The sequence below is a fragment of the Bacillus sp. YP1 genome, from assembly GCF_000877815.1.
Lineage (GTDB): Bacteria > Bacillota > Bacilli > Bacillales > Bacillaceae > Bacillus > Bacillus subtilis.
Genome location: NZ_CP010014.1, coordinates 750,057 through 762,997, shown reverse-complemented (window position 1 = coordinate 762,997; position 12,941 = coordinate 750,057). Strand labels below are relative to the sequence as shown.

Below are 12,941 nucleotides of genomic sequence, written 5' to 3'. Positions count from 1 at the left end.
GAAACGGAGCCTGTTTTTTTAAAATGATAAAATTCCGATTAAATTTAAGAACACGATAATAATGGCAAGCGGCACGATAAAACGAAGCAAATAAAACCACGAGTAAAAGAATGCTTTACCTGCATTTGATCCATTTCGCATTTCAGCCAAGAGTTCGCTTTTCGAAATTTTCAGCGGGATAAATAGAGAAATTAACAGAGCGCCTGAAGGCATCAAAACATTGCTGACGGTAAAATCGGCAATATCAAAAAATGTTTTGCCAAATAGGTGCACATCACTCAATACGCCATAAGACAAGCAGCATGGGATTCCGACCAAAAAGATCAAAAGCCCGCTCGTCCATGACAGTTTTTTTCTCTTCTTTTCGTCCCCTTTTCCGATTGTGGCAACGATAATTTCAACCATCGAAAATGCTGAGGTTAAGGCTGCAAATAAAAATGCAACGAGAAAACCGATAAAAAACAACGTGCCGAACGGAAGCTGTTCAAAAACGGCCGGAAGCACTGTAAACAGCAGTGTCGGTCCTTCATTTGGCTGAAAACCGAATGAGAAAACCGCCGGAAAAATAGCCAAACCTGCCAAGAGTGTCACAATGATATTCATCAAGACAATGGAGGCTGCCGAACGAGGGATATTTTGTGTTTTCGGCAAATAGGAGCTGTAGGTCACCATCACCGAAACCCCCAGTGTTAACGTAAAGAAGGCCTGTCCCAGCGCGAATAATATGGATTCCGGAGTCAGATCGCCGAAATGAGGCACAAGCAGAAACTTTACGCCTTCCATTGCACCATTAAGCGTAAGAGACCGAAGAACGAGCAGAATAAACAATAAAAACAAAATCGGCATCATCACCGCGCTTACCCGTTCAATCCCTTTTTGAACCCCTCTTGCGACAACGATGACAGTAAGTACCATAAAGACAAGCTGAGCCGCGAGCGTCTGCACCGGATTTTGGATAATAGAAGCAAAAAGAGAGCCATACTGTGCTTGAGAAAGCCCGGACAGTGAGCCTGACGCCGTTTTTACGATATACAGCAAAATCCATCCCCCAATTACACTGTAAAACGACAGCACTAAGAAACACGCGGCTACGCCGATCCACCCTGTAAGAAACCAAGCTGATCGCGGCGCTTCTTTTTTATATGCATCAATGGCATTCGTCTGGTTCCGTCTTCCAAAAATAAATTCCCCCACCAAAAGCGGATAGCCTAAGAGGATGGTAAATAACACGAAGATAAGAAAAAAGGCTCCTCCCCCATTGGTCCCCGCTACGTAAGGGAACTTCCAAATCGCGCCCAAGCCGATAGCCGAGCCGGCCGCTGCCATGACGAAACCGATTTTCGAAGCCCATTGGACTGGTTTTTGCTCAGACAATAAACGTCACTTCCTTTCCAGCCTATATTATCTCTTATTTTTGTCTTCATTTCTATAGATTCATTTGCCAAGAACAGAAAAGAGAGCGGCCTGTATGGCCGCTCTCTTTATCAAAAGGTTATTGATTTAATTTTGAATGCTTTCTTGAATACAGGAAATAGATTACCAAGCCGATTAACAGCCACACTAGGAAGCGAACAATCGTCACCCACCCCAGATTTAAAATCAAGAACAGGCAGAACAGAATCGCCAGGCCTGGGATAAACGGAACTCCCGGGCATTTAAAGGCTCTCGGAAGATCCGGTTGCTTCTTTCTCAAAACGATAACTGCCACAGAAATCAGTACAAATGCCGACAGCGTCCCGATGTTCACCAGCTTTGCAAGTTCATCCAGCGGAACAAGTGAGCCGAGAAGCGCCGACATCGTTCCGAAAAACCAAGTGGCTACATAAGGTGTTTTGTGCTTTGGATGCACTTTAGAAAGTGAGCCCGGCACAAGCCCGTCACGCGACATGGCAAACATGACGCGTGTCTGCCCGTAAAGCATGACGAGCATAACTGTTGTCATTCCCAGCACGGCGCCAATATCAATGATGCCTGCCACCCAATTTTGCCCTGCGCTTTGAAGAACTAGAGAAACCGGATGATCTACACCCGCAAATTGAGCAAACGGGATAACCCCAGTCATGATCGCTGATACGGTGACATATAAAATCGTGCAAACCAATAAAGAGAAAATAATGCCTTTAGGCAGATCCTTCGCGGGATTTTTCGTTTCTTCCGCAGCAGAGGATACAGCGTCAAATCCGATAAAAGCAAAGAATACGAGCGCCGCTGCACTGAACACGCCGCCAAAGCCCATTGGCATAAACGGCTGCCAGTTGTGCGGCTTCACGTAAACGGCTGCCACCGCGATAAACAGCAGAACAACCAGTATCTTCAAGATAACCATGATATTGTTGACTCTTTTTGATTCTTTGATGCCTAAATAAAGCAAATATGTTATCGCCATTACAATGACGAATGCAGGAAGATTAAACAGGGTAAAGGTGCCTTTCACTGCGCCCGGTGCCGCTGTTAAAGCAACCGGAATATGAATGCCGAGCCCTGATAAAAACGATTGGAAATAACCAGACCAGCCGACCGACACTGCACTTACCGCCAGCATGTATTCTAAAATTAAATCCCACCCGATAATAAAGGCCATAAGCTCTCCCAATGTCGCATAAGTGAATGTATACACCGAACCTGAAACAGGCACACTTGACGCAAATTCCGCGTAAGACAGGGCGGCGAATAAACAAGCCAGCGCCGCCACAACAAATGAAATCGTCAGCCCGGGACCGGCCGTGACTGCACCTGTTCCCGTCAGAACAAAAATCCCTGTGCCAATAATGGCGCCGATTCCAAGCAACGTTAAATCAAATGCCCCTAATTCTCTTTTTAAAGACTTTTCACCGCTCGTCGCAGCGATTAAATCCTGAATGCTTTTCTTCCTAAAAACGCTCCCTTTCATTCCCCTTCAACTCCCGATCATCTATTTTTATATATTTTATTTGAATTTTCTGAATTCATGAGCAACAATGGTCATTTTTCTTTTTTTCTACTATATTTGTACTGGTCGCGAATCATTCCTTTCTCCTACTCAATATTATATATAAAATTGCAAAAATGAAAACAAAATTGTTAGAAAAATCGACAAATTTTTTATTTTTAATTTTTTACCGCACAAAAAAACCAGCTCTAGAGCTGGTTTTTCGTTGATTACGTTGAAATAAAACGGCCGCCATTCACATGAATGGTCTGCCCTGTCATATAGGAAGATTCGTCAGACGCCAGCAGAACATAGGCGCCTGCATGCTCAACCGGCTGTCCCGGTCTTCCCATTGGGGTATCCAAGCCGTGCTGTTTCACTTTTTCCTCAGGGAATGTCGCCGGAATAAGCGGTGTCCAAATCGGACCGGGCGCCACCGCATTCACTCTGATGCCTTTATCTGCAAGCGACTTCGCCATGGAACGCGTAAAGGAGACAATCGCACCCTTTGTGCTGGAATAATCAATTAACGCCGTATCCCCTTCATAAGCGGTAATCGATGTCGTATTAATAATGGCACTCCCCTCTTCCAGGTGAGGCAAAGCTTTCTTCGTCATATGAAACATGGAAAAAATATTTGTGCGAAAGGTTTTTTCCAGCTGTTCTGTTGAAATTTTGAGAATGCTGTCCTGCGGATGCTGTTCAGCGGCGTTATTCACTAAGATATCAAGTTTACCAAAATGGTCCACTGTTTGCTGCACAGCTTGTTCACAATGGTTCTCGTCCCCGACATCTCCCGGGATAAGCAGGCAGCGGACATTCTCCTTTTCGATCCGTTTACGTGTTTCCTCTGCGTCCGAATGCTCGTCTAAGTATAGAATGGAGATATCAGCCCCCTCTTTAGCAAAGGCAATAGCTGCTGCTCTCCCTATTCCGCTGTCGCCTCCAGTAATGATCGCGACTTTTCCTTTCAGTTTTCCGCTTCCTCGATAATCCTCGTCCTCTGACAGCGGCAGCGGGTTCATTTTTGATTCAATGCCCGGCTGTCTGTCCTGATGCTGCGGTTCTTGTCCTTCTGTTTGTCTGTCCATTGGGTTCACATTCATCACTCCTAGACATGTGGTTGATACTGAACGTTACCACACGACAGAAATGAATAAACGCCAAAATATGTTATGAAAGAACTTCCTCGGGAATGGCACCAGTATATTTCGCTGACGGGCGGAAAATCATGTTGTTTTCTGCCTGTTCCAGCACATGGGCGCACCACCCTACCATTCGGCTTGCTGAAAAGGTCGGAGTAAACAATTCATCGTCAAAATCGATGGCCTTCATCACTGCAGCTGCGTAAAATTCAACATTTGTGTACAGCTTTCGTCCCGGTTTGTAGATTTCAAGCAAACGAATCGCTTCTGCTTCTACATGCAGCGCAAGATCAAGATCACGGTCATTGCCGGCCACCTCTTCTGCTTTCTGTCTTAAAGCTTCTGCCCGCGGGTCTTTTGTTTTGTACACCCTGTGGCCGAATCCCATCAAGCGCTCTCCTTTTTCGAGTTTTTCTTTCAGATATGCTTCAGCATGTTCTTTTTCTCCAATGTCTTCAAGCATTTTTGTCACCGCAGAAGGAGCGCCTCCGTGCAGCGGACCTTTCATCGTGCCGAGAGCAGACGTGACGGCTGACACTAAATCACTCTCTGTAGATAACGTGACTCGTGCCGAAAAAGTGGATGCGTTCATGCCGTGTTCCATGGCCAGAATCATATAGGTTTCAAGCGCTTTCTTTTTTGCCTCTGAAGGTTGTTCACCTGTGAGCATATAATAGTAGTTTTCGACATGTCCGTACTGGGAAGAAGGTGCAATTGCTTGTTCACCGCGCGTCCATCTTTTTCTGTATGCGATGATGGAAGGCGTGATTGCAATCAGCCGGATTGCTTCCTCTGTTTTCGGATGGAATATGTACGTATTTACCCCCAATGCTGAAACAACCGTTCTCAGCACCGACATATCGTCCATGTTGTTTGGCAGTGATTGAATCAAGCGCTCAATGTGTTCCGGAAGATTCCGTTCCGCAGCCAGCTTATCTTTAAATACCTGCAATTCTTCAGTTGAAGGCAGTTTTCCAAATAAAATCAAATAAGCCGCTTCTTCAAAGCTATGATTCAGTGCGATGTCTTTTGCATGATGTCCTCTGTAAATCAGACGCCCTTTTTCACCATCAATATGGCTGATGGATGTTTCTACACATGTAATTCCCTTTAATCCGTAATGTACCATTTGTATTCCCCCTATCCTTTTCTGTTATTATAGTAAATATAATATTTAAAAAATAATGAATATTTTAAAGGGAATTAATTAAAAATATTAATCAGAGGGAGAATAGAAATGGATTTCAAATGGCTTCACACCTTTGTGACCGCTGCAAAATATGAGAACTTCCGAAAAACGGCGGAAACGCTTTTCTTATCTCAGCCTACTGTGACCGTACATATCAAGCAATTAGAAAAAGAAATCAGCTGCAAGCTGTTCGAGCGTAAAGGCAGGCAAATCCAGCTGACTGATGAAGGCAGGGCGTATTTGCCGTATGCGCTCAGGCTTCTTGATGATTATGAAAACAGCATGGCAGAGCTTCACAGAGTGAGACAAGGCTACTCTCAAACCTTACAGCTCGCGGTTTCTCCGCTTATTGCAGATACTGTGCTTCCTTCTGTCATGAAACGGTACACAGCAATGAATACGGAAACAGAAATGGCGGTTACAATTTTCGAATCAGCGGAAATCGCGTCACTGATTAAAGCCGGGGAAGCAGATATCGGACTAAGCTGTTTAAAGGTACAGTCTTCATCTTTAAGCTGCCACTGCCTATACAAAGACCCTGTCGTCCTTGTTGCCCCGCCCGATAAGCGTTTCATAGAAGACAACGAAATTGATGCCAAAGAGGTGCTCGAACAATACCTGCTTTTGACCCACAATCACCCTGATTACTGGGACGACTTGCTCCGTCAAGTCAGAATGACTTTTCCATTTGTGAGAACAATGAAGGTCACTCAAACACATATAACGAAACGGTTTATCAAGGAAGGACTCGGAGTTTCATTTCTGCCTTTATCTACAGTAAAGCGTGAGTTAGCAGAGAAACAGATGATCAGAATTCCTTATCAGTCTGTACAGCTGCCCTATGCCGGCGCTTACGCGATTGCCCTTTATGAAAATAAGAAAGAAAAAAAATTCTTGGATTTTTTATCACATTTTCATTTTTAGGAGCAACCAAAACGCCTGTGCTCCGTCTAATGAAAAAAACCCGTTCCAATGAACGGGTTTTCTCTAAAAATTAGAATCTTTTCGCACCGAGGTAACGAGGCTTCCAGTAGCTGTTGTTCAGGCTGCTGATTTGTACGCCGTCAGATCCTGCATGAATGAAACTGTTGTTTCCAATGTAAATCCCCATGTGAGAAGGGCCGGATTTATATGTTGTGAAGAAGACGAAATCACCAACAGACGGGCTGGCAATGCTCTTCATAGAACTCCAGTATCCTGCAGTGCTTGTTCTGCCCACACTTGTTTGTTTATTCAGTACGTACCAAATGAATCCGCTGCAGTCAAAGCCTGAAGTTGTCGTTCCGCCCCATTTATATGGCGTTCCGACTAACGCTTTTGCATCAGAAACCAGCTTGCTCACATTAAGTGATGTAGATGACGTTTTGCTGCTTGAAGATGATGAAGATGAAGCAGGTTTTGAGCTGCTTGTGCTTGTTCCTTTCACCTTCAATACTTGGTTGACATAGATTACATCTGATTTTAAGCCGTTTAAGCTTTTTAATTTGCTAACCGTAGTGCCGTATTTGCTCGCAATTTTAGAAAGGCTGTCTCCGCTCTTCACTTTATAAGTAGAAGTTGAAGACGATGACACTTTTGATGAGCTGGAGCTGCTTGAACTAGTTGAACCTTTCAGTTTCAGGACTTGTCCAACACGAAGCAAATCTGATTTTAAGCCATTCAGCTTCTTCAGTTCATTGATTGTCATGCCGTATTTTTTTGAAATTTTCCAAAGGCTGTCCCCGCTCTTTACTTTGTATGTAGAAGAAGAGGTAGAAGAACTGCTGCTTTTTGAACTTGTAGATTTGCCGTTAATCGATAAAGTTTGTCCCACATAAATAATGTCTGAACGAAGGTGGTTCTCTGATTTAATTTTACTGATCGTTGTGTCGTATTTTCTTGAAAGATCCCATAACGTGTCGCCTTTTTTCACCTTAATGCTTTGTGCAGATGCCGCTCCTGCAAATAACGTCGATCCTAAAACGACTGCTGTCGTAGCTGTAATGATTTGCTTTTTCATATTTTCCTCCCCAAATGTTAACTCTATATATATGTATCTCTTTTTTTTAATTAATCTTATTGATTTCTATTATAAGGATAGATTCCCATCAGAAATAGTCTTGACTTCATGTGACAAATTTCTTAATTATTCGTTCTAAAAAAAAGTTTTTAAGGGTATTAAATATTTCATTTTCGTTGCAAAGGTGACAAAAAACGAGTGCTTTTGTCATGTTTTATGGGATGTTTTTCAACATAAAGGAAATAAATGAAAAACTTTCGGGGTCGGCTCACATATCGGAAAAATGAGTGATAAAGAATATTCGAGGAGAGCTGTGGTTATCCGCAGTTTTTTTATTTAAACAAACATATCATGCAAAGACAGAGAGGTAAAGATTTTTCTGAAAAATGAATGCTTTACATCAAATAAGGCAAGATAACGAAAAGCGTTTTTTCATTTCCTTACAAGGCTTTACTTATTGTTTACATGATCAACAGCCGCATTTAACAAAATTTCCCTAACATGATAAACGGAATACATTAAAGGAGGCATGAAAATAATGAGTTTGTTTCAAAATATGAAATCAAAACTTCTGCCAATCGCCGCTGTTTCTGTCCTTACAGCTGGAATCTTTGCCGGAGCTGAGCTTCAGCAAACAGAAAAGGCCAGCGCCAAAAAACAAGACAAAGCTGAGATCAGAAATGTCATTGTGATGATAGGCGACGGCATGGGGACGCCTTACATAAGAGCCTACCGTTCCATGAAAAATAACGGTGACACACCGAATAACCCGAAGTTAACAGAATTTGACCGGAACCTGACAGGCATGATGATGACGCATCCGGATGACCCTGACTATAATATTACAGATTCAGCAGCAGCCGGAACAGCATTAGCGACAGGCGTTAAGACATATAACAATGCAATTGGCGTCGATAAAAACGGAAAAAAAGTGAAATCTGTACTTGAAGAGGCCAAACAGCAAGGCAAGTCAACAGGGCTTGTCGCCACGTCTGAAATTAACCACGCCACTCCAGCCGCATATGGCGCCCACAATGAATCACGGAAAAACATGGACCAAATCGCCAACAGCTATATGGATGACAAGATAAAAGGCAAACATAAAATAGACGTGCTGCTCGGCGGCGGAAAATCTTATTTTAACCGCAAGGACAGAAACTTGACAAAGGAATTCAAACAAGCCGGCTACAGCTATGTGACAACTAAACAAGCATTGAAAAAAAATAAAGATCAGCAGGTGCTCGGGCTTTTCGCAGATGGAGGGCTTGCTAAAGCGCTCGACCGTGACAGTAAAACACCGTCTCTCAAAGACATGACGGTTTCAGCAATTGATCGCCTGAACCAAAATAAAAAAGGATTTTTCTTGATGGTCGAAGGGAGCCAGATTGACTGGGCGGCCCATGACAATGATACAGTAGGAGCCATGAGCGAGGTTAAAGATTTTGAACAGGCCTATAAAGCCGCGATTGAATTTGCGAAAAAAGACAAACATACACTTGTGATTGCAACTGCTGACCATACAACCGGCGGCTTTACCATTGGCGCAAACGGGGAAAAGAATTGGCACGCAGAACCGATTCTCTCCGCTAAGAAAACACCTGAATTCATGGCCAAAAAAATCAGTGAAGGCAAGCCGGTTAAAGATGTGCTCGCCCGCTATGGCAATCTGAAAGTCACATCTGAAGAAATCAAAAGCGTTGAAGCAGCTGCACAGGCTGACAAAAGCAAAGGGGCCTACAAAGCCATCATCAAGATTTATAATACTCGCTCCAACAGCGGATGGACGAGTACCGATCATACCGGCGAAGAAGTACCGGTATACGCGTACGGCCCCGGAAAAGAAAAATTCCGCGGATTGATTAACAATACGGACCAGGCAAACATCATATTTAAGATTTTAAAAACTGGAAAATAAAAAGGATGCAGAACGCTGCATCCTCTTTTTTATAAATATCTGCGGTGAACACCTTTTCCGTCGTACGAAAACATGACTTCCTTATCCTCAAGCACAGACTCAATGTGCACGCTTCTTCCCCAAAGCTGGAATAAATAAGGAAGCACCTTCTCCAAATATTTCAAATCTAACTCTATTCCTTCATACCAATGCTTAATATAGAGCTCGTTATTTTTCATATAATCGCCGTCGTTTACTGTCAAATATGGAAAACCGCCATTTACCCGCATGCTTACGAGCTGGTCGCGCACCGACTTCCACTGTTTATCGATGATTTTATAATCTCGGCCCTGTTTTTGAAATAAATAAAGATCCTCGCGCATGACTAATTCTTTGGTTAAATAATTGCGGATGAAAGAGATATCGGATTCAATCTCCCTGACCTCAAACATTTTCTCCCGGCCGGAGTCAGGCTGCACGCCCATTTTCTTCATTTCCTCCGTCGGGTTGTTGTACCTCTCCTCAATGTCTTCAAATATTTTCAGCCCTAAATAATAAGGATTAATGCCTGTTTTGGACGGCTGAACGACACCTGCATTCAGCTTGGCGAACTCGATCGCTTCATCAGAGGTTAAATCAAGCTCACGTATAATTCGCTGGTGCCAATAGGAAGCCCAGCCCTCATTCATAATCTTGGTTTCCAGCTGAGGCCAGAAATAAAGCATTTCCTCTCTCATCATCGTTAATATATCACGCTGCCATGGCTCCAGCTCCCGGGAATGCTCCTCGATAAAAAGCAGGATATCTTTTTCAGGCCGCGGCGGGAACGGTTTTTTCGATTTTTTCACTTGTTTTTTCGGTTTCTTTTCATCCAAAGACCATAGATCATCGTAAGGCGTGGCTGCCTCTTCAATCTCCTCTTCCTCATCATCCACACTCCATTGAAGCTTTGGTCGGACCAACGACGGATCGATATGCTCCTGAATCGAAAGGATCGCATCTAAAAAAGATTCCACTTCTTTTATCCCGTGAACCTGTTCATAGTGTTTTATCCGTTCAGCTGTTGCCGCCATGCTTTCCACCATATCGCGCTTCGTGTTTTGGAAACGGCAGTTGTTTTTGAAGAAATCGCAATGGGCAAGAACGTGTGCGACAATCAATTTATTTTGGATCAGTGAGTTGCTGTCCAGCAAAAAAGCGTAGCATGGATCTGAGTTAATGACCAGCTCATAGATCTTACTTAACCCTAGATCATAGTGCAGCTTCATCTTATGAAACTGCTTGCCGAAGCTCCAGTGGCTGAATCTTGTCGGCATCCCGTACGCGCCAAATGTATAAATAATTTCAGCCGGGCAGATTTCATATCTCATCGGGTAGAAATCAAGGCCGAATCCTTTTGCAATTTCGGTAATTTCCTCAATTGCCCGCTGTAATCCCTTCTTCTCCTCCGCGTTCAACCGAATCCCCCCTACTTGGACTTATCTATAATGTATGAGCCCGCCATACAAAAGATGATAGTCTCACTCGGGCAAGAAAAAATTCCCCCGGCACATTCATCTGTTTGCTTATTGGATCAGTGGGTAAACACACACCATACTACGAAAAAGGAGCGATACCAATTGAATGTAGCAGACGTGCTTTCTTCTTATCTCAGTAAGCTGCCAAACGTAATCATTGCTTTACTCGTCTTATTAATCGGCTGGGCTATTGCTAAAATCATTGAAAAAGCGGTATACAAAGGACTCAGCAAAACAAAAATCGACGACAAGCTCTTTGCTGGGAAAAAGCCTTCACGCTATTCCTCAGAAAAAGTGATAAGCAAGGTCGTTTATTTTATCGCACTGATCATCGTCTTTATTTTATTCTTTAACATTTTGCACCTGACAACAGTGGCATCGCCGTTTGTCAGTATGCTTTCGGCGATTGCAGCTGCGATCCCAAGCGTGCTGAAAGCCGGACTCATTCTGCTGTTAGGATGGGCTGCAGCCTCTGTTTTAAGCTTCCTTGTCAAAAAAATCGGGATGAAGCTGAACACGAGTGACAAACTGCGCAAGTGGAATTTGGTGTCTGAAGGAAAAGATATTCACCAGGCTGTCAATACCGCTTCACAAATTGTCTTTTATCTCGTGCTGCTTGTTTTTCTGCCGGGGGTCTTATCTTCTTTGAAAATCAGCGGCATTTCAGGTCCTTTTACAAATATGATGGAAAGCGTGCTCGCTTTTCTGCCGAAATTATTTGCAGCGGCGCTTATCGTATTAATCGGCTGGCTTGTTGCCCGCCTTGTCCGTGATATCATTACGAATTTCCTTGCAAGCATCGGCACGGAAAGATTCGCGGCACGTATGGGTTTATCAATTTACTTAAAAGACACAAGCCTTTCAGCAGTCATCGGAACAATTGCTTATGTGCTCATTATGATTCCGGTGGTCATTTCAGCGCTTGATCAGCTGGATGTCGCCGGCATTTCAAAACCAGCTGTCTCTATGCTGAATACGATTTTAAACATGCTTCCGAACATCATAATTGCCATCGTGCTTGTATTAGCGGGTATCTGGGCAGGAAAATGGGTGAAATCCATGGTGTCCGGACTGCTCCATCGCGCAGGCTTTGATTCTGTCTTAGGGAAAATGGGCATGGAAGCAGGAACGCCTGCAAAGCTGTCCTTGTCTCAAGTTGTTGGTATGATTGCGCAAATCATTGTCATTCTGCTCTTTACAGCTGAGGCGCTTCAAATTGTTCGGTTGCACTTCCTCGTAGAAATTGCCACTGGCATCATCGCGTATCTGCCGAATGTCCTTGTCGCAGTATTCATTCTCGGACTCGGCCTTTACGCAGGAGAATTGGTGAGAAAAGTGCTCTCAAGCATGATAAAAGGCCAGGAATTCAAGTCTTTAGCGCCTATTGCTAAATATACGATTATCGCACTTGCTTTCTTTATGGCCCTGGATCAGCTTGGTGTCGCTGCGACAATCGTCAATTCCGCGTTCATCATCGTACTTAGCGGCTTCGCACTCGCTTTCGGTTTATCCTTCGGCCTTGGCGGTAAGGATTTTGCATCACGCTATCTGTCTACATTTGAACGCAAAATGCAAAACACAGAAATCGAAAAAAACCGTAAAAACCAAAATCCGCCGAATGACATGTAAGCAAAAAACGTGCACCCAGCTGGGTGCATGTTTTTTAATTCCTTTTTTTTCATTTTTCAATCGATTATGATAAGATATAGAAAATGTCTTATTCTGAGGTCTTATTATGAAGTTAACCAATTATACAGATTATTCATTAAGAGTGTTGATTTTTCTGGCTGCAGAGCGTCCCGGAGAACTTTCAAATATAAAACAGATTGCCGAAACGTATTCTATTTCAAAAAATCATCTCATGAAAGTCATATACAGGCTCGGCCAGCTCGGCTACGTAGAAACGATACGCGGACGGGGCGGCGGCATACGATTAGGCATGGACCCTGAAGACATCAACATCGGTGAGGTTGTCAGAAAAACGGAGGACGATTTTAATATTGTTGAATGTTTTGATGCGAACAAGAATCTCTGCGTTATTTCCCCGGTGTGCGGCTTAAAACATGTGCTGAATGAAGCGCTTTTGGCCTACCTCGCAGTTTTAGACAGATACACACTGCGCGACCTCGTCAAAAACAAAGAAGATATCATGAAGCTTTTAAAAATGAAGGAATGAATCAAGATTCCTTCTTTTTTTTATGCCCTTTTTCCCCCTTATTGTTAAGATAATATGGCTAATTTTATAAAAAGGCAAAACGATGAGACAAATGTGCCGATATAAAAAAGAAA

The 12,941-nt window shown here is 43.4% G+C and carries 10 protein-coding genes; 4 read left to right on the top strand and 6 right to left on the bottom strand.

Features of this window, described 5'->3' with window-relative positions; all coding sequences use genetic code 11:
* Window positions 1–18 precede the first annotated feature (18 nt).
* The 4 genes from QF06_RS03675 to citA all read right to left on the bottom strand — a co-directional run bounded on the left by QF06_RS03675 (window position 19) and on the right by citA (window position 5,182).
* Window positions 19–1,374 (bottom strand): sodium-dependent transporter, encoded by a 1,356-nt coding sequence (locus tag QF06_RS03675; RefSeq protein ID WP_038829254.1) that lies wholly within the window; start codon window positions 1,372–1,374, stop codon window positions 19–21.
* 118 nt (window positions 1,375–1,492) lie between these two features.
* Window positions 1,493–2,890 carry a branched-chain amino acid transporter BcaP gene (gene bcaP, locus QF06_RS03670; protein WP_041851031.1) on the bottom strand — a complete coding sequence of 466 codons (1,398 nt, stop codon included), beginning with the start codon at window positions 2,888–2,890 and terminating at the stop codon, window positions 1,493–1,495.
* A 248-nt stretch (window positions 2,891–3,138) separates the two neighbouring features.
* The gene (locus QF06_RS03665; RefSeq protein WP_032721235.1) at window positions 3,139–4,008 is read right to left on the bottom strand and encodes an SDR family oxidoreductase; all 870 of its coding nucleotides are present in this window, start codon (window positions 4,006–4,008) and stop codon (window positions 3,139–3,141) included.
* A 73-nt stretch (window positions 4,009–4,081) separates the two neighbouring features.
* Window positions 4,082–5,182, bottom strand: a complete 1,101-nt coding sequence (gene citA / locus QF06_RS03660; protein WP_032721234.1) for a citrate synthase CitA — start codon at window positions 5,180–5,182, stop codon at window positions 4,082–4,084.
* Between the two features lie 108 nt (window positions 5,183–5,290).
* On the opposite strand from citA, the gene citR reads away from it, so the two are divergent.
* Window positions 5,291–6,166, top strand: coding sequence for a transcriptional regulator CitR (citR, locus tag QF06_RS03655; protein WP_003233357.1), 876 nt, complete (start codon window positions 5,291–5,293; stop codon window positions 6,164–6,166).
* Window positions 6,167–6,236: 70 nt separating this feature from the next.
* On the opposite strand, the gene lytE is transcribed toward citR, so the two are convergent.
* Window positions 6,237–7,241, bottom strand: a complete 1,005-nt coding sequence (lytE, locus tag QF06_RS03650; RefSeq protein WP_021479670.1) for a peptidoglycan endopeptidase LytE — start codon at window positions 7,239–7,241, stop codon at window positions 6,237–6,239.
* Between the two features lie 529 nt (window positions 7,242–7,770).
* Here lytE and phoA point away from each other — a divergent pair.
* Window positions 7,771–9,156, top strand: coding sequence for an alkaline phosphatase PhoA (gene phoA / locus QF06_RS03645; protein WP_080332597.1), 1,386 nt, complete (start codon window positions 7,771–7,773; stop codon window positions 9,154–9,156).
* A 29-nt stretch (window positions 9,157–9,185) separates the two neighbouring features.
* Here the strand turns inward: phoA and spoVR are convergent, their stop codons facing one another.
* On the bottom strand, window positions 9,186–10,592 hold the full coding sequence (gene spoVR, locus QF06_RS03640; RefSeq protein ID WP_014479295.1) for a stage V sporulation protein SpoVR: 1,407 nt from the start codon (window positions 10,590–10,592) through the stop codon (window positions 9,186–9,188).
* A gap of 162 nt (window positions 10,593–10,754) precedes the next feature.
* Here spoVR and QF06_RS03635 point away from each other — a divergent pair, with 162 nt between their 5' ends.
* Together QF06_RS03635 and nsrR are read left to right on the top strand one after the other, a co-directional pair.
* Window positions 10,755–12,281 carry a mechanosensitive ion channel gene (locus QF06_RS03635; RefSeq protein ID WP_041851033.1) on the top strand — a complete coding sequence of 509 codons (1,527 nt, stop codon included), beginning with the start codon at window positions 10,755–10,757 and terminating at the stop codon, window positions 12,279–12,281.
* 106 nt (window positions 12,282–12,387) lie between these two features.
* Window positions 12,388–12,828 carry a nitric oxide-sensing transcriptional repressor NsrR gene (gene nsrR / locus QF06_RS03630; RefSeq protein WP_014476271.1) on the top strand — a complete coding sequence of 147 codons (441 nt, stop codon included), beginning with the start codon at window positions 12,388–12,390 and terminating at the stop codon, window positions 12,826–12,828.
* The last annotated feature ends 113 nt before the right edge of the window (window positions 12,829–12,941 follow it).